General features: G+C 55.4%; 15 protein-coding genes. 7 read left to right on the top strand and 8 right to left on the bottom strand.

Features of this window, described 5'->3' with window-relative positions; genetic code table 11:
* The first annotated feature begins 2 nt into the window (after nucleotides 1-2).
* The 3 genes from EYY67_RS00625 (at nucleotide 3) to EYY67_RS00615 (ending at nucleotide 2,956) form a co-directional block, all read left to right on the top strand.
* A complete protein-coding gene (locus EYY67_RS00625; RefSeq protein ID WP_131692604.1) occupies nucleotides 3-1,304 on the top strand; it encodes a c-type cytochrome in 1,302 nt (433 codons plus the stop codon).
* A 224-nt stretch (nucleotides 1,305-1,528) separates the two neighbouring features.
* On the top strand, nucleotides 1,529-2,188 hold the full coding sequence (locus EYY67_RS00620) for a hypothetical protein (RefSeq protein ID WP_131692603.1): 660 nt from the start codon (nucleotides 1,529-1,531) through the stop codon (nucleotides 2,186-2,188).
* 177 nt (nucleotides 2,189-2,365) lie between these two features.
* On the top strand, nucleotides 2,366-2,956 hold the full coding sequence (locus EYY67_RS00615) for a Yip1 family protein (protein WP_119826542.1): 591 nt from the start codon (nucleotides 2,366-2,368) through the stop codon (nucleotides 2,954-2,956).
* Between the two features lie 139 nt (nucleotides 2,957-3,095).
* On the opposite strand, the gene dld is transcribed toward EYY67_RS00615, so the two are convergent.
* On the bottom strand, nucleotides 3,096-4,787 hold the full coding sequence (gene dld, locus EYY67_RS00610) for a D-lactate dehydrogenase (protein WP_131692602.1): 1,692 nt from the start codon (nucleotides 4,785-4,787) through the stop codon (nucleotides 3,096-3,098).
* A gap of 206 nt (nucleotides 4,788-4,993) precedes the next feature.
* Here dld and phnC point away from each other — a divergent pair, with 206 nt between their 5' ends.
* The 4 genes from phnC (at nucleotide 4,994) to phnE (EYY67_RS00590) (ending at nucleotide 8,784) form a co-directional block, all read left to right on the top strand.
* Entirely contained in the window at nucleotides 4,994-5,830 is an 837-nt protein-coding gene (phnC, locus tag EYY67_RS00605) for a phosphonate ABC transporter ATP-binding protein (protein WP_095921275.1), read from the top strand.
* A gap of 69 nt (nucleotides 5,831-5,899) precedes the next feature.
* Nucleotides 5,900-6,832 carry a phosphonate ABC transporter substrate-binding protein gene (phnD, locus tag EYY67_RS00600; RefSeq protein WP_095921276.1) on the top strand — a complete coding sequence of 311 codons (933 nt, stop codon included), beginning with the start codon at nucleotides 5,900-5,902 and terminating at the stop codon, nucleotides 6,830-6,832.
* A 165-nt stretch (nucleotides 6,833-6,997) separates the two neighbouring features.
* Nucleotides 6,998-7,861: a phosphonate ABC transporter, permease protein PhnE gene (gene phnE, locus EYY67_RS00595; protein ID WP_131692601.1), complete on the top strand. Its 864-nt coding sequence runs from the start codon at nucleotides 6,998-7,000 to the stop codon at nucleotides 7,859-7,861.
* On the top strand, nucleotides 7,861-8,784 hold the full coding sequence (gene phnE, locus EYY67_RS00590; RefSeq protein ID WP_131692600.1) for a phosphonate ABC transporter, permease protein PhnE: 924 nt from the start codon (nucleotides 7,861-7,863) through the stop codon (nucleotides 8,782-8,784). Before phnE (EYY67_RS00595) ends, phnE (EYY67_RS00590) begins: the two co-directional genes overlap by 1 nt.
* Before the next feature lie 64 nt (nucleotides 8,785-8,848).
* Here phnE (EYY67_RS00590) and EYY67_RS00585 read toward each other — a convergent pair whose 3' ends face one another.
* From EYY67_RS00585 to EYY67_RS00555, 7 genes are all read right to left on the bottom strand, one after another.
* The gene (locus tag EYY67_RS00585; RefSeq protein ID WP_131692599.1) at nucleotides 8,849-9,970 is read right to left on the bottom strand and encodes a ribosomal protein uL16 3-hydroxylase; all 1,122 of its coding nucleotides are present in this window, start codon (nucleotides 9,968-9,970) and stop codon (nucleotides 8,849-8,851) included.
* A 150-nt stretch (nucleotides 9,971-10,120) separates the two neighbouring features.
* Nucleotides 10,121-10,966, bottom strand: a complete 846-nt coding sequence (locus EYY67_RS00580; protein ID WP_131692598.1) for a VOC family protein — start codon at nucleotides 10,964-10,966, stop codon at nucleotides 10,121-10,123.
* A complete protein-coding gene (locus EYY67_RS00575; protein WP_095921280.1) occupies nucleotides 10,959-12,068 on the bottom strand; it encodes an alkylhydroperoxidase domain protein in 1,110 nt (369 codons plus the stop codon). Before EYY67_RS00575 ends, EYY67_RS00580 begins: the two co-directional genes overlap by 8 nt.
* A complete protein-coding gene (locus tag EYY67_RS00570; protein WP_131692597.1) occupies nucleotides 12,065-13,126 on the bottom strand; it encodes a putative FMN-dependent luciferase-like monooxygenase in 1,062 nt (353 codons plus the stop codon). Before EYY67_RS00570 ends, EYY67_RS00575 begins: the two co-directional genes overlap by 4 nt.
* Before the next feature lie 27 nt (nucleotides 13,127-13,153).
* Nucleotides 13,154-14,755 (bottom strand): dipeptide ABC transporter ATP-binding protein, encoded by a 1,602-nt coding sequence (locus EYY67_RS00565; protein ID WP_131692596.1) that lies wholly within the window; start codon nucleotides 14,753-14,755, stop codon nucleotides 13,154-13,156.
* Nucleotides 14,752-15,615, bottom strand: coding sequence for an ABC transporter permease (locus EYY67_RS00560; protein WP_131692595.1), 864 nt, complete (start codon nucleotides 15,613-15,615; stop codon nucleotides 14,752-14,754). The genes EYY67_RS00565 and EYY67_RS00560 overlap by 4 nt, the downstream gene beginning before the upstream one ends.
* Complete coding sequence (locus tag EYY67_RS00555) at nucleotides 15,612-16,571, bottom strand: ABC transporter permease (RefSeq protein WP_095921284.1); 960 nt, start codon at nucleotides 16,569-16,571, stop codon at nucleotides 15,612-15,614. The genes EYY67_RS00560 and EYY67_RS00555 overlap by 4 nt, the downstream gene beginning before the upstream one ends.
* Between the last annotated feature and the right edge of the window lie 11 nt (nucleotides 16,572-16,582).

Below are 16,582 nucleotides of genomic sequence, written 5' to 3'. Positions count from 1 at the left end.
GCATGAGCGTGAAAAAGACATTAGCAATTATCGCGGGCGTGGTTGTCATTGGCGGCCTGGGCTTTGTTGGTTTTAAAACCTGGCACAATGCCAGCCAGTCGGGCGAGTTTCAGGCACCGCCTTCAGCAGCGATGACCGGCAAAACCGCCATCGAGCGCGGCAAATATCTGGCGCTGGCGGGAGACTGCGTAGCCTGTCACACGGCGCCGGGCGGCGGTAAACCTTTTGCCGGTGGCTACGGGCTGAACACGCCGTTCGGCACGATCTACGCCACTAACATTACGCCGGATAAACAAACCGGTATCGGTGGCTGGACCGATCAGCAGTTCATTAATGCGGTGCGTAACGGCAAAGGGATCAACGGCGAGAATCTGTATCCGGCGATGCCTTATAACGTCTACGCCAAGGTCAGCGATCAGGATCTGAAAGACATTAAAGCCTACCTGAATACCGTGCCTGCCGTGCATTACGACGGCCCGAAAACTGACCTGCCGTTCCCGTATAACATCCGTCTGATGATGTTTGGCTGGAATTTGTTGTTCCTGGATACGGCACCGTTTAAAGCGGATCCGTCGCAGTCAGCTGAATGGAACCGCGGGGCTTATCTGGTGGAAGGTCTGGGGCACTGTACCTCCTGCCATACGGCGAAAAACCCTCTGGGCGGCGATAACTTTGGTGTGCATTTGCAGGGTGGAGAGTTGCAGGGCTGGTTCGCTCCGGAAATCACCGGGAACCGCCGTCAGGGCATCGGCGACTGGCGTAATGACGAGGTGGTTCAGTACCTGAAAACCGGGGCGAATTCACGTACCGTGGCCGCAGGTCCGATGGCGGAAGCCGTCACCAACTCGCTGCAACACCTGTCAGATGCTGACCTGCACGCCATCGCGGTGTACCTGAAAAGTTTGCCGGGCAGTAACGACGGTTCCGCGCCTTTAGCGGCTACGTCCGCCATGGCGAACGGCAAGGCACTGTATGCCGATAACTGCGCGGCCTGTCATCAGAATTCAGGGGAAGGGGTGCGCAACATGGTGCCTGCGCTGAAAGGTAATAACGGTGTTCAGGCTACTCAGCCGACCAACATTCTGCATGTGCTGATGAACGGTGCGCAGGGGGCGGCAACGGCCAGCAATCCGACCAGCGCCGATATGCCGGAATTTGGCTGGAAGCTGACCGATCAGCAGATGGCCGATGTGAGTACCTACATCCGTAACGCCTGGGGAAATCAGGCACCGGCTGTCAGCAAACAGGAAGTCGCGAAAGCACGTCAAGGACAGGGGGGTGCAGCTGCGTTGCACAATCCCTGACACTACCGTCAGACACTAAAGTTAAACCGTTAAAGAGCCTCGTAAGAGGCTCTTTTCATTGGTATTTATTCATCCAAACAATGCAACGATGGCATGTATAGATACATAAATGATCGCGTGTTTATCGAGAAGGAAATTGATTTGAGGTGGTTATTTATCCAGTGCAGAATGCCTGCGAATTAAGGATTTCTAAACAGGGAAAGCTCACGTGAGGGACAACAACCATGTTTCAGCTCCGCACACTGGATATCTCACCCGTCAATCCGATGCTCTATTTTCCGGGCGCGTCAGTCTGGCCGGAAGAATACAAAGGAAAACCGCAAATGGAAAAACACATGCAAAATCAGATCAACAATATTGAAAAACAGGGGATCAAAAACGGCGAGGAAATTGCCGGGCTGAATCTGCGGGTCGGGAAGGTGGAGCAGCAGATCACTCACCTGACAGAAGTGGCCACGGATACCAATCTCCGTGTCGGCAAACTGGAATATCAGATGGTGACACTCACTGATGCGGTGACCGATATCGGAGTGCGGGTCGGCAAAACCGAACAGAACATCTGCCGCATTGACGGGCATCTGCTCAGGATTGACGAACGACTGAAGCATATCGATAAACAGTTTGAACAAGTCGATAAACGGTTCGAACAAGTCGATAAACGGTTCGAACAAGTCGATAAGCGTTTTGAACAAGTTGATACAAGGTTTGAACAAATCGATAAACGGTTTGAACAAGTGGATGCACGCTTTGTGAAGATTGAAGCCTCACTAAGCGCCATGCAGGCGATGTTTTATAACCTCATGATCCAGCAGACCCGCTGGATTATCAGCATGATGCTGGTCTTGGTAGGCGTGACGTTTACGGCGGCCCGCTTTATCCACTAAGGGCGTCCTGTTGCGGGCTGTCGCTGATTTCGATGAGCGGCCCGCAACAGCAAAATAATCAAAAACGACTATAATATAAACAGGTCGCCACCTTCCTTGTGCCCTGATCTGACGGGCATCCCCGAAGGTTTATCACTGCACGCCGCTGGCGGCTTTCGGCGTACAAGGGGGTGTATCATGGCAAATCATGTTTGGGGACTGATATCCCATCCGGATTCCGAACTGCTGCAAATCCAGCGTGAACGGGAAACCGTTTCACATATGTATTCCCACCATGTTCTTTTAATGGCGCTTATTCCGGTTGTCTGTTCCTTTATCGGTACGACACAACTTGGCTGGAATTTCGGTGACGGCGAGAAGCTAATGGTTTCCATGTTCACCGCATCCTATATCGCTGTTATTTTCTATGTTCTGATGCTCGCCGCCGTGGCACTGATGGGGCGGATTATCTACTCGATGGCACGTCGTTATGACAGCCGTCCGACACTCAACAGCTGTATTGTGTTTGCCGGTTATGTTGCCACACCGATGTTCCTCAGCGGGATCGTTGCGCTTTATCCGATGGTCTGGTTATGCCTGTTCGTCGGGCTGATCGGTCTGTGTTACAGCGGATATCTGTTGTATCTCGGCATTCCGAATTTCCTCAATATCGACCGTCGCGAAGGGTTCCTGTTTTCCAGTTCCACACTGGCAATGGGCGTTCTGGTCTTAGAGCTACTTCTGGCTCTGACGGTGATCATGTGGGGTTACGGAACACAGTTATTTTAACGTAATGGCTATCTTACTTGCCATTTTGCCCCCGGGCAGTGCTCGGACTCCTCACGTACTTTATGTACGCTCCGGGTCCTCCGCGCTGTCCGGGAACAAACTGCCTGCGCCGACTACGCCATTCCTCTTTTGAAGGACATTATTCCTGCCAGTTTTTCAACTTACTGGTTTTCCCGATCCCCGGATTGAAGCTGTTGGTCGGGTCAGCCTGCCGGTAGAATTCTTTCAGATGCGGTTTTGCCAGATACAAATGCCCGACGTTATGCTCAGCCGGGTATTCCGCCCCTTTGGCATCGAGAAGTTCTAACATCCGGTGTTTAAGTGCCTTGCTGTTTGCCCCTTTTTTGACAATGTAATCCTGATGGAAAACGTGGCACATGAAATGGCCGTAATACAGTTTTGCCACCAGCTGATTGTCGATATCTTCCGGTAAAGTTTCAAACCAGTCCCGGTCATTGCGACGCAATGCGATGTCCAGCGCCAGAATATCTTCCACTTCTTTCTCATGTACCGCGTGATACCGCACGGCGGCACCTGCTGCGGCGAAACGGTGCAGGAAGGCTTTCTTACCTTCGTCGGCGGAACAGATAAAGAAATCGCCCTGACCGTCGCTGAAAAATCGCGTCAAAAAGGTGCGGGCCTCATCAATGCCGGGGCCGGACATTTTCAGCAGTAAATGGTGTTCGAATTTGTCACGATACTGTTTCATCCGTGGCGGAAGATGATTAGGCAGCGCTTTGCTCAGACACTGCATCACACGGTCGCTGAAGTTTTTCGGCAGGAAAGGGACTTTACTGGCGTGCGCATCGAACTTGCCTTTGGCGGTAAACATATCCGGCATTTTGTCGGTGCCAAGTTTGTCGATCATCAGGAACGTGTCTTTGCCGTAGACTTCGGTGATATCGAAAATATCGCGATGCATATATTCACCGGCCACCGGCAGGTTAGCGAAATCACGCAGGATCTGACGGCGCAATTCGGTCAGCACGGCGGTATCGTTGGTGCCGATATAGAAAACCTGCTGCTGGGTTTCTGCCGGAAAAGTATCCAGACGCACAGCGAAAACCGCCAGCTTGCCCGCGCAGCCCGAGGCTTCAAATAAGCGTCGTTCATCAGCATTAAAACGTGAAGGCGTATCAGCATCCACTTCACGAACGCGCGAGGCATAATCATGATCCGACGCCAGACGCTGGTCATGCTGGATATCGGTTTCCAGATAATCGCCTTTCTCCAGCCGCGTCAGGATTTCTTCCGGCGTTTCACCAAGATTTATCCCCAGATGGTTAATCAGCCGCAGTTCGCCCTGCGCATCAATTTGTGCATACAGCGCCATTTCGGTATATGCCGGACCGCGCTTCACCAGCGAGCCGCCGGAGTTGTTGCAAATCCCGCCGACCACCGACGCGCCAATGCACGACGAGCCAATCACTGAGTGGGGTTCGCGGTTATAAGGCTTGAGGATTTTTTCCAGCTTATAGAGTGTACTGCCGGGGAAACCGATCACCTGATGGCCGCCGTCGAGCAGTTGGATCTTGTCCAGCTTCAGCGTACTGAAAATGACAATGTCGCGATCATAGTCGTCACCGCTGGGCGTTGAGCCTTCCGTCAGGCCGGTATTGGCCGCCTGCATAATGACAATCTTGTCGGCGGCGATGCAGACTTTGAGCAACTGCCATTGCTGCAACAAGGTCTGCGGAAAGACCACGGCCAGCGCCTTGCCGCCACCGGAGCGGAATCCTTTACGGTAGCGTTCGGTGTTGCTGTCGCCGGTTATTACGTGACGGCTGCCGGCGATCTCTTTCAGCGTGGTGATGAGTGACTGATTATCCATTTCATCTTCCTTTTTTGATGTGATGCCTTCTGATCATAGACTTAAATGACAGGTATTAAGTTAAACGCCATTCGGGATATCCGTTAGGTAATTTCACTTAATCTGTTGCATTTTTGTCATGCGCTGTCCATTAAATCGTCATTGATGTGTCATAAAACTCGCGCTTAATGAACGCCAGATAATGAAAGCAACCGAGAGACAGCATCATGGCGCAAGCTCAACTTAAGCTGGCACAGGCTGAATATCCTCAGACCGGGCCACAACATCTGAACAAAGTGCTGGACGTGAAAGGCCTGGTGAAATCCTATAAATCGGGTCAGCGGGTTCTGGATGACATCAACTTCGACCTCCACGCTGGCGAGTTCGTGGCGGTGATTGGTCGTTCCGGTGCCGGTAAATCGACGCTGCTGCATGTGCTTAATGGCACCATTCCGTTAACGGATGGCAGCGTGGTGTGTCATTACGAAAACGGTGAACAGCAGCAACTGGCTGGCCTGACGGGCAAAGCGCTGCGTCGCTGGCGCTCCGGTTGTGGCATGATTTTTCAGGATTTTTGTCTGGTCCCGCGTCTGGATGTGCTGACCAATGTGCTGCTCGGCCGCCTCAGCCATACTTCCACGTTCAAATCTTTCTTTAACCAGTTCGACGATGAAGACCGCGCCCGCGCCATCTCTCTGCTCGAATGGTTACATATGCTGCCGCATGCCTTGCAGCGTGCTGAAAACCTGTCCGGCGGACAGATGCAACGCGTGGCGATTTGTCGCGCACTGATGCAAAACCCGAAAATTTTGCTGGCTGATGAACCGGTTGCGTCGCTGGATCCGAAAAATACCCTGCGCATCATGAATGCACTGAAAAAAGTCAGTGAAGAGAATATTGCCGTGATGGTCAATCTGCACTCGGTGGAACTGGTAAAAGATTACTGCACGAGGGTGATCGGCATTGCCAAAGGGCAGATTATTTTTGACGGTCATCCGGAGCAGTTAACCGAGGGCATTTTGCATCAGTTATATGGTGAAGAACACGAAGCAATAAACAGTTAAACAATAACGTTAATTATTTTTGCAGTGCTTATTTCTACTTTCTCTCAATCTACACAAGGTCATCATTACATGAAGAAGTTATTACGTCTGGCAGTTTTCGTAGCAGGTTCTTTTACCGCGATGCACAGCATGGCAGAAGATGCCCCTAAAGAATTAAATTTAGGTATTTTGGGCGGGCAGAATGCCACCCAGCAAATCGGTGATAATCAGTGTGTAAAAGATTTCTTCGATAAAGAATTAAACGTCGATACCAAACTGCGTAATTCATCTGACTATTCAGGGGTTATTCAGGGTTTATTAGGCAAGAAAGTCGATATGGTATTGAGCATGTCACCGTCATCTTTCGCCTCAGTCTATATTAATAATCCGAAAGCCGTGGATCTGGTGGGTATTGTGATTGACGATACCGACAAATCCCGTGGCTATCATTCGGTGGTGGTGGTAAAAGCCGACAGCCCGTACCAGAAATTGTCAGACCTGAAAGGGAAATCATTCGGTTTTGCCGACCCGGATTCCACCTCCGGCTACCTGATCCCGAACCAGACCTTCAAAAAAGAGTTTGGCGGTACCACGGATAACAAATACAACAACTTCTTCTCCAGCGTCACCTTCTCCGGCGGTCACGAGCAGGATATTTTGGGTGTACTGAACGGCCAGTTTGAAGGCGCAGTGACCTGGGCCTCGATGATCGGCGACCGCGAAACCGGTTATACCTCCGGCGCATTCAACCGTATGATCCGCATGGACCATCCGGATCTGATGAAGAAAATTCGTATCATCTGGGAATCTCCGTTAATCCCTAACGGCCCGATTTTAGTGCGCAGCGATTTGCCACCGGCATTTAAAGCCAAGCTGGTTTCGGCCATTAAGAAACTGGATAAAGATGACCACGCCTGCTTCGTAAAAGCCGTTGGCGGTAAACAACATATCGGCGAAACGTCACTGGCTGAATATCAGCAGATTATTGATATGAAGCGTGAGCTGACCAAAGGCAGTCGCTAACCCGTAGCTCCCTCCCCTGCGAAGGGGAGGGTTGGGGTGGGGTATTAATGGCAACTCAGAAAGCGAAAGCGTTTACCGTTATTGTTGTTTTTAATACCCCCTCCTGGCCTCCCCCTTCGCAGGGGGAGGAATAATGATTATCTCCTGCAAATCGGAAATATTATTTTGAACAAAGACTTCAATCGTTATTACCAGCAGATACGCGGTAAACAAAAGCGGGAGACGCTGATCTGGTCAGGGCTGATGCTGTTGTTATATCTGTGGTCAGGCAATGTTTCCGAGCTTAATTTAAAAACGATTTTTGTTTCCGCACCGAGTTTCTTTGATTATATCGGCCAGACGGTGCCGGTATTGCACTGGTCATTATTATTTGCTGACGGACATACAGAAGGATCACTGGCATATTGGGGATATCGTCTCAATATACAGTTGCCGCTGATTTGGGAAACTATTCAGCTGGCATTATCTTCGACCATCTTATCGACGGCGCTGGCCGTGGTGCTGGCTTTTCTTGCGGCGGGCAATACGGATTCACCGAAATGGGTAAAATTCAGTATCCGGACTTTTGTGGCTTTCCTGCGTACCATGCCGGAACTGGCCTGGGCGGTGATGTGTGTGATGGCTTTTGGCGTCGGCGCTATCCCCGGCTTTATCGCACTGACCTTACACACTGTCGGCAGCCTGACAAAACTGTTCTATGAATCCATCGAAACCGCATCGGATAAACCGGTGCGCGGTCTGCGGGCCTGCGGCGCCGGGCGTCTGCAACGTATGCGCTTCGCCATGTGGCCTCAGGTCAAACCGATCTTCTTGTCCTACAGCTTTATGCGTCTGGAAATCAACTTCCGCCAGTCAACCATTCTCGGACTGGTCGGCGCGGGCGGTATCGGGCAGGAGCTGATGACCTCGATCAAACTGGATCGCTATGACCAGGTCAGCATGACCTTGCTGCTGATTATTCTGGTGGTCTCGGCGATGGATTATCTTTCCGGCAAATTGCGTAAACGCGTTGTAGAGGGCACTTTCTGATGTTAACTGATGCGCTTGAACCTCATGTTGTCAGCAGCCTGAAGCAGCAGCACGGACATTTGTTTGCCGCGCAACGCCGCTATCTGCGCTATCTCGCGATACTGGCTTTGGCGATTACGCTGTATTACGTCTATTTCTTCAGTTATTTCGGCATTCCGTGGAGTGAAGTGGTACGCGGCACCCGGGAAGTCGGACGTTATTTCCTGCGGATGTTTGTCTGGCACAACGTTTCCGAATGGCCGTTCACGTATTACTTCTCGCAAATTGCCATCACGCTGGCAATTGTGTTCGCCGGTACCATCACCGCGTCTTTTCTCGCGTTACCGCTTTCCTTCCTGGCGGCGCGAAATGTGATGTCGACGCCAGTACTCAGGCCGGTCTCAATGGTTATCCGCCGCCTTCTTGACGTGCTGCGCGGGCTGGATATGGCAATCTGGGGGCTGATTTTCGTGCGTGCTGTCGGCATGGGACCGCTGGCCGGTGTGCTGGCGATTGTCATGCAGGATCTGGGGCTGCTCGGCAAACTTTATGCTGAAGGGCATGAAGCGGTGGAACGCTCACCAAGCCGCGGTTTGCGGGCGCTCGGCGCTTCCCCGTTACAGACGCACCGTTTCGGGATTTTCACTCAATCCTTCCCGACATTTCTGGCACTTTCGTTGTATCAGATTGAATCCAATACCCGTTCCGCCGCCGTGCTTGGCTTTGTTGGCGCGGGTGGCATCGGTCTGGTGTACGCGGAAAACATGCGTCTGTGGAACTGGGATGTGGTGATGTTTATCACGCTGATTCTGGTGGCTATCGTGATGACCATGGATAAAATCTCATCGATGCTGCGCGCCAAATATATTCTGGGTGAAGAGATTGATTTGTTCGTGCCGGAAGAGCGGAAAATGAAACCGCCGGTCGAACTGTACCGTCCGTAAATAAGATAAATAAAAAGGCGGCCTCCGCAGGGAAGCCGCCTTTTGTCATTTGATTTTCGAAGGATTACTCGTCGAAATACCAGTAACCCTGGTTCACTAAATCCGTTAACACCGCGACAAATTCAGGATCCTGCAACGCGGCACCCAGCTCTTTCTTGCCGATGCTCATGTAACGGCAAAGTGCATCGGCGGCGGCATGTTGGGTGGTTTCCAGTGCTTCACTGTTCACGAAGAAACGTTCACCGACGTTCAGCACACGCAGACCGCTCAGACGGATCAGGGTATCGCCCTGCATCAGGGCATCGACAATTTCATGTGCTTCATAGGCCGGTTCAACGGGCGCGATATCTAGTTCATGGCGCGGAGTGGTGGCGAAACGACCGAACCACTGTTTGAAATCTTCCGGCTGGCTGATCATCTCAACCATCATCTGGCGCACACGTTCCAGTTCATACTCTTCCACTTTGCCGACGTGGTCGCGAAGGGTTAAATCCGGGTCGCTGTAATGATTGCCGCCCAGATCGTTTTCCAGCGCATAGTCAGCAAAGCTGCTGATGAAATCACGGCTGTTAGGGCCACGGAAACCGACGGAATAGTTGAGGGCGGTTTCATGGGTAAAGCCGTCATGCGGGAAGCCCGGTGGAATATACAGAATGTCACCCGGCTCAAGATCTTCATCAATGATTGGCGTGAAGGGATCGACATGCAGTAAAGCCGGATGCGGACAGAACTGACGCATCGGTAAAGCATCGCCTACACGCCAGCGACGGCTGCCCATCCCCTGAATGATAAACACGTCGTACTGGTCGATATGCGGACCGACACCGCCGCCCGGCACGGAATACGAAATCATCAGGTCATCTAAACGCCAGTCCGGCAATACGCGGAAAGGTTTCACCAGTTCAGCGGCGGGCAGATGCCAGTGATTCACGGCCTGCGCCAGCAACGACCAGCCGGTTTCACCCAGCCCGTCAAAATGTTCAAAAGGCCCGTTGCTCGCCTGCCATTCCCCGTTTTTGTGGCTCACCAGACGGCTGTCCACTTCAGGTTCCATCGCAAGGCCCGCTAACTCATCAGGCGAAATAGGATCGACAAAATTGGAAAACGCTTTTTTGATAACAACAGGTTGTTTTTGCCAGTATTTCTCTAAAAATTCCGGCCAGTCCAGATTGAGTTCATACGCCATGTGATTTACCAGTGGGAAGACAAACGGGCCTGATTATAGAGAGGGGAACGGGTACGGCGCTTTGTTGTGCATCAAGGCTTGGTAAATGAGAAAGGAGTGACAGAGCTAAATCAATAACTCCTCCCCTGCGAAGGGGAGGAGCAACACAGATCACTCTTCCCGGAATTTAATTGCCACGCCTGAGGCATCCGCTGCGCGCACGGTGATCTGCGAGGCGTTATCTTCAAATGCGATTTCACCCACCCGCAGACTATTGCACACCGCATCCAGCGATCGTGTGGCAAATTCCAGACCGATCATCCGGGCGCTGCCGTTTTCGCCTTCAGGCACAATGCCGAACTCCGGGGCGGCCTGTGACGGTGTGATAAAACGAACGGTGGCGCGGCCTGCGCGCAGGGTCACTTCCTGTGATTGGGTCTGCAAGACATGTGCGCCAAACAACTCGCCGTACACTTTTGCGGCCTCCTGCGGATGTGCCGCAGAAATCACAAATCCGGTGATATCGGCCACGCCGTTCGGGTGGTTTTGCCATTCATTGCGCCATACCAGTTCCGGCGTCAGATGCTGGCAAAAGAAACTGCGGCCATTTGGCACGCGGCTGGCGGCCAGCGGTACGGTGCGAAAACGCGCATTCGGCGAGGTGCCATCGTTCAGTTCCACCGGGCGAAAGAACTCCGCCGGTGCGGAACCGGCAATGTTTTGCTGTTGCAGATGGTCATACACCGCTGACGCATCCTGCGTTTTCCACACCAGACCGGACAGACCCAGCGGTGCCTGCCACAGGTCGGTACGGGTGTGGGCGTTGCCCGGCTCATAGCCGAGCAGTTCGAGATAGTTTTCGCCGAAAATCGCCAGATGGTTACTGGATCCCAGCGAGTGATGGCCGCGCGGCGTGAGATGAAATCCCAGACGGCGGAACTGCTGCCCGGCCAGATTCAGTTGTTCGGCGACGTTGATGACCGCATGATCGAGTTGCGGTCGGAAGATGTCAGTCATTAAACGGTTCTCCCAGCGTTAACATCAGACGGTTTGCCCAGGCGAAGAACGCCGCAGACTGCGCCAGATCGACAATCTCCAGTTCGTCCAGACCCTGTTCGCGCAGTGCCGCAATGTGTTGCTCCGTCGCGACCGGAGGCGTGGCGGAAAGCGCGGCGGCGAAATCAATCTCGGCCTGCCAGCGGGGAGATTGTTCTTTGCTGAGAATGCCGCCCGGCGGGGTGTCGATCAGGCGCTGGACGTCCTGCGTCTGCTTGGAAAGCTGGCTGGCTTTGCGCGAATGCACCGAGGCGCAATAAATACAGCCGTTGATTTTGCTGGCGACCGTGGCGGCCAGTTCGCGCTCTTTGCGCGGCAGCCCGCCGGAGGTATAGAAAATCCCTTTGTCGGTCAGCGTGCGTTGTTCGAGCACCGGCAGATTGCGGCCCAACAGGCGGAAGTAGTCGGAATCCGTATGGCCGAATTTCGCCAGAATCGCCTGCTGCGCATCATCAAACTCTTCAAGTTTTTTCGCCGGGATCCACGGTTCCCAGCCGAGTTCTTCCTGGGTAAACGCCTGCGGTGCGTCGCGTCCGCTGTGGGTATTGGGTTCAGTCCGCCAGAACGCTGCGCCGACCGGTTTATTGCTGCCGTTTTCCACCGGTTTGCCGCCGATCAGCCGGTAGCTGCGCAGCACGCGGCTCTGGAAGCTGACGAACGCGATCAGTTGCGACAGCGTGACAATCGCATCCGCCGACCAGCCGGCTTTTTTCAGTGCCTGCAAATGCGCGGGCGTGGCGCTGGCCGGTTTGAAACTCAGGCGTTCACCGTGCGTCAGCGCGGCGTCGAGGCGGGCAGTTTCGTCGATATCCGGCAAATCCTGTAAACGCTCGGAATAGTGCTGAGTCAGTTGCGAATCGCCGTGCCAGCGTGCGACGTTTTGCGCTAAACGCAGGCGTTCAGCCAGCGAAAAATCCACGCCATCCTGTTCAGTAAACAGCGCGTCGTAGCTGCCCTGCGCGTGACGGGTGGCGGCGTCGCGGGTGTCGCGTGCCTGTTTCAGGGCTGAGCCGGGGGCGATGTCAGCCAGTTTTTCCAGCAGGTCGGTCTGATAAGTCGTCATAGGGTTTCTCTTGATAATGAGGGATCGGCGGAAGAGGTGGAAACACGGCGCTGCGGCGTGCGGCGAACCCAGCCGAGCGCGGGCGCAACGTGACGGGCAATCAGTTCGATGGAACGTAAAATGTACGGATGCGGCGGGTCGATGGAATGCACCTGAAACGCCAGATCGGTGACGCGGGCCAGCGCGCTGTCGGCCTGCAAACTGGCCGTCACCTGCGCGGGCGTGCCGAGATGCACGTCGAAGGCGCGGATGTAATCGTCCAGCGTGTCGCCCTGCACAATCTGCCCGCTGGCGCGGTGATTTTCGGCCTGACGGCGTAAACCTTTTTGCGCCAGTTCCCGCGCTTCATCGCCGTTTTCGGTGACGAACGCGGTACGGGATCCCATGATGCGCGGCGCTACGCCTTCCGGCAGTGCGTCGAGATAGGCATCGATGATCGGATTTTGCAGCTCGTCGAGACGTAAATCCGGTGCATCGTGCGGACGCGGCTGGGTGCGCGAAAGCATCAGCCCGTCGCCGGATTTACCGGCACGCGCGCCGCCGTCCACCGAGAAAGTCGCCTGCCAGACGCGGTTCGCCAGTTGCGGTACCGCCGGATATAAGCGGTTATCGGTGCCCGCCAGCGGTTCGCCGCGCCAGGCGGTGAGCAGGGTTTGCAGGTTGTTGTCAAACGCCGTGCCGCGATCCTGACTTTCCAGCCCAAACGGCGGGAATGAGGTCGGCGTGCCGCCCGAGCCTAAACCGATTTCAAGCCGTCCGCCGGAGAGTAAATCCAGCACGGCAGTGTCTTCGGCGACGCGCAACGCATTCTCCATCGGCAGGGTGATCACGCCGGTGCCGAGACGGATAAAGCGGGTATGCGCCGCCACCTGCGCGAGGAAAACCAGCGGCGCAGGCAGGCCGCCTTCGGCCTCGTGAAAATGGTGCTGCGCGACCCATGCGGAATCAAAACCTAACTGTTCGGCGTGAATGATCTGCTCGGTCGCCAGCCGGTAACGCTCCTGCGCGCTGGTGTTGTCCAGAAGACGGGTAAAAAATCCAAGACGTTTACTGCTCATAATGTCCCTCTTAATGTCGTGTGCGGTTCAGGCGGCGCGATGGCGGCCGGGTATGGCGTCAATCAGCTGGCGGGTGTAATCGCTGGAAGGCAGGGCGAAAACGTCTTCCACATTGCCGGAATCCACCTGCTGCCCGCGGTTCAGCACCGAGACGCTGTGGGAGATTTGCCGGACGGTCGCCAGATCGTGCGAGATAAACAAATAGGTCAGGCCGAGTGAATCCTGTAACTGTTGCAGCAACGTCAGGATTTGCGCCTGCACGGTGACATCCAGCGCCGACGTCGCTTCATCGAGGATCAGCACTTTCGGCTCTAAAATTAACGCGCGCGCAATCGCCACCCGCTGGCGCTGTCCGCCGGACAGTTCACGCGGTCTGCGGCTGAGTAATTCTTCCGGCAGCGCCACGCGGCGGGCGATATCCAGCACCCGTTCACGGCGAACGGCGGCGGGGATTTTTTCGAAATTCAGCAGCGGTTCTTCGATCACGCTGAACAGCGTTTGCGACGGATCCAGCGAGGCGAACGGATTCTGATACACCAGCTGGATTTTTCTGCGCAACTGACGCAGGGCTTCGCCTTTCAGGCGCGTGATGTCTTCGCCGTCAATCAGCACGCGCCCGCTGTCCGGTTTCTGAAAACCGAGCAGAATGCGCGCCAGCGTGGTTTTACCGGAGCCGGATTCACCGACCAGCGAATGCGTGGTGCCGCGCGGAATGCTGAAAGAGACGTGATCCACGGCGCGGAATGCCGCCTGATTTTTGCCGCCGAGGGTGAAATCGTGGGTGATGTTTTCCACCACCAGCACCGGATCTTCCGCCGTGCGCAGGTGTGCGCGGTGGCGGCCGGAAAGGGCAGGGACATCGGCGAAAAGCTGGCGGGTGTAATCGCTTTTCGGGGCGCTCAGCACCTCTGCGGTCACGCCCTGTTCCTGCACTTTGCCGTGACGGAACACCAGCAAGCGGTCGGCACGTTCGGCGGCTATCGCCAGATCATGCGTGACCAGCAACACGGCGGTGCCGGACTCGCGGCGCAGTTCGTCGATCAAATCCAGAATGCGTTTTTGCACCGTGACGTCCAGCGCGCTGGTCGGCTCATCGGCGATGATCAGCGCCGGTTGCAGCGCAATCGCAATGGCGATCAGTACGCGCTGCTTCATGCCACCGGAAAGTTCGTGCGGATACTGTTTCGCCCGCTGTTCAGGGTGCGACAGCCCGACGCGGGAAAGCAGTTCCACCACGCGGGCGTCGCGCTGCTGACGTGGCAGGCGCTGATGGATATCGAGAATTTCCGCCACCTGCGAGCCGATGGTTTTTACCGGATCCAGCGAACTGGTGGGATCCTGCGGTATCAGGCTGATGCGTGCGCCGCGCAGGGCATCAAGGCGGCGCTGCGACCACTGGCTGATGTCGGTGCCGTTAAGGCGAATTTCACCCTGTTCGATATGGCCGTTCTCCGCCAGCAGACCGATGATCGCCTGTGCGGTAGTGGTTTTGCCGGAGCCGGATTCGCCGACCAGCGCCAGCACTTCACCGGCGTTAATCGTAAACGACACGTTATGCACCACCGGTTTGCCGTCGTAGGCGATGGAAAGATTGTCCAGTTCGAGTACCGGATGCGTTTGTGCGTTCATCGCGTTCTCCTGCGTAATGACTGGCTGATGCGGTTGGCGGAAAGCACCACTAACACCACGACCACGCCGGGGAAGGTGGTCAGCCACCAGGCAGTCGAGATGTAGTTACGGCCTTCGGCGATCAGTAAACCCCATTCCGGCGTCGGTGGCGGAGTGCCGTAACCGAGAAAACTCAGGGTGGAAATCGCCAGGATCGCGCTGCCGAACTGCAGGGCCGAGAAGGCGATCACCGAGGTCAGTGAGTTGGGCAAAATGTGCCGCCACAGAACCGACAGGAAGGAACCGCCGCTGCCATACGCCGCTTCGACGTAATCGCTGTGACGCACCAGCACCACTTCGGCGCGCGCCAGACGGGCGAAGTTGGCAACCGACGTGACACCGACAGCAATCGCCGCGTGAACCGTGCCGAAACCGAGCAAAATAATCACACTCAGCGACAGCAACAGACCGGGAATGGACAGCAACACGTCGTTGATGCGCATGACGATGGCATCCACCAGACCGCCGCTGGCACCGGCCGCCAGCCCGAGCGCGGTGCCGAACACCAGCCCGAGTGCCACGGCGACCAGCGCCCCGGAAAGCGAATGTGATGCGCCGTAGACAATGCGCGCATAGACATCGCGGCCAAGCTGATCCGTGCCCAGCCAGTGTCCGGCCTGCGGGGCCAGACGCTGCGCACCGGCAATCCCTTCGGTGCCGCTGTAACCGGTAAATAAGCCGGGGGCAATCGCCCACAAAATAACGGTCGCCATCACCAGCCACGCGAGGATTAAGCCCGGTTGCAGGCGGGCGGGTTTCCAGCGGCGGCGCTGGGTGAGCGGTAATGAAAGCGTGTTTTTGCCAAGCGGTAAGCTGCTCATGCGGTGGCTCCCCGTGAGTTTTTAGACGCAGAGGCCTTGAGGCGCGGATCGAGCAACGGATACAGCAAATCGACCAGCAAATTGATGCCGACAAAGGCGGCAGCGGAAATCACCACAATCGCCTGCAATACCGCGACATCCTGATTATTCACCGCCTGCTGCGTGAGTTGTCCGAGGCCGTTAAGGCCGAAAACGGTTTCGGTGATCAGGGCACCGGCGATCAGTTCGCCGAACAGCAAACCGGCAATGGTCAGCGCCGGAAGCAGGGCGTTGCGCGCCACATGACGCCACAACACGCCGCTGCGGCTGGCGCCTTTGGCGCGGGCGACGGCAACGAACGGCTGGGTTTGCACCTGATCAATGCTGCGGATGAGGATCTGCGCCAGCGGCGCGGAAATCGGCACCGCCAGCGTGATAATCGGCAAAATCAGCCCGACCCATTCACCCGGATTGATCACCGGGATCCAGCGCAGATGGAATGAGAAAAACTGAATCAGCGCGATGCCCAGCCAGAAGGTTGGGATGGAAATAAACAGCGACGGCACGGCCTGTAAGGCATTTTTCAGCCAGCCGAAATGCAGCAGGCTGGAGAGAAACGCCAGCGCAAAGGCCACCACGGCGGCCAGTGCGAAGCCAGTCAGCGCCAGACGCAGCGTCGGCGGGAAGTTGCTGCTGAGTAATTCAGTCACCGGGACGCCAGCCTGAATCGAATAGCCCAGATCCCCGCGCAGGAAATTGCCCAGCGTATGCAGATATTGTTGCCAGACCGGCACATCCGCGCCGTAGGCGGCACGCATATCGGCGATTTGCGCCGGGCTTAATCCCATGTCCGGGTTCTGGAATTTAATCAGGATCGCGTCGCCGGGCAGCACCTGCAACAGGATGAAGGAGACGGTAAACGCCGCCCACAACACCAGCAATGCCTGCCCGAATCGACCGCTCACGTATCGGCTCATGATTTACCCCC

This window comes from Rahnella victoriana, from assembly GCF_004330295.1.
Taxonomy (GTDB): domain Bacteria; phylum Pseudomonadota; class Gammaproteobacteria; order Enterobacterales; family Enterobacteriaceae; genus Rahnella; species Rahnella victoriana.
This window is presented reverse-complemented; position numbering and strand designations above follow the sequence as displayed.

What these genes read in the sequence shown, in the direction of transcription:
- EYY67_RS00625 (WP_131692604.1), top strand. Translation starts at nt 3, where the DNA reads ATGAGCGTGAAAAAGACATTAGCAATTATCGCGGGCGTGGTTGTCATT.
- EYY67_RS00620 (WP_131692603.1), top strand. Translation starts at nt 1,529, where the DNA reads ATGTTTCAGCTCCGCACACTGGATATCTCACCCGTCAATCCGATGCTC.
- EYY67_RS00615 (WP_119826542.1), top strand. Translation starts at nt 2,366, where the DNA reads ATGGCAAATCATGTTTGGGGACTGATATCCCATCCGGATTCCGAACTG.
- dld (WP_131692602.1), bottom strand. Translation starts at nt 4,787, where the DNA reads ATGGATAATCAGTCACTCATCACCACGCTGAAAGAGATCGCCGGCAGC.
- phnC (WP_095921275.1), top strand. Translation starts at nt 4,994, where the DNA reads ATGGCGCAAGCTCAACTTAAGCTGGCACAGGCTGAATATCCTCAGACC.
- phnD (WP_095921276.1), top strand. Translation starts at nt 5,900, where the DNA reads ATGAAGAAGTTATTACGTCTGGCAGTTTTCGTAGCAGGTTCTTTTACC.
- phnE (WP_131692600.1), top strand. Translation starts at nt 7,861, where the DNA reads ATGTTAACTGATGCGCTTGAACCTCATGTTGTCAGCAGCCTGAAGCAG.
- EYY67_RS00585 (WP_131692599.1), bottom strand. Translation starts at nt 9,970, where the DNA reads ATGGCGTATGAACTCAATCTGGACTGGCCGGAATTTTTAGAGAAATAC.
- EYY67_RS00580 (WP_131692598.1), bottom strand. Translation starts at nt 10,966, where the DNA reads ATGACTGACATCTTCCGACCGCAACTCGATCATGCGGTCATCAACGTC.
- EYY67_RS00575 (WP_095921280.1), bottom strand. Translation starts at nt 12,068, where the DNA reads ATGACGACTTATCAGACCGACCTGCTGGAAAAACTGGCTGACATCGCC.
- EYY67_RS00570 (WP_131692597.1), bottom strand. Translation starts at nt 13,126, where the DNA reads ATGAGCAGTAAACGTCTTGGATTTTTTACCCGTCTTCTGGACAACACC.
- EYY67_RS00565 (WP_131692596.1), bottom strand. Translation starts at nt 14,755, where the DNA reads ATGAACGCACAAACGCATCCGGTACTCGAACTGGACAATCTTTCCATC.
- EYY67_RS00560 (WP_131692595.1), bottom strand. Translation starts at nt 15,615, where the DNA reads ATGAGCAGCTTACCGCTTGGCAAAAACACGCTTTCATTACCGCTCACC.
- EYY67_RS00555 (WP_095921284.1), bottom strand. Translation starts at nt 16,571, where the DNA reads ATGAGCCGATACGTGAGCGGTCGATTCGGGCAGGCATTGCTGGTGTTG.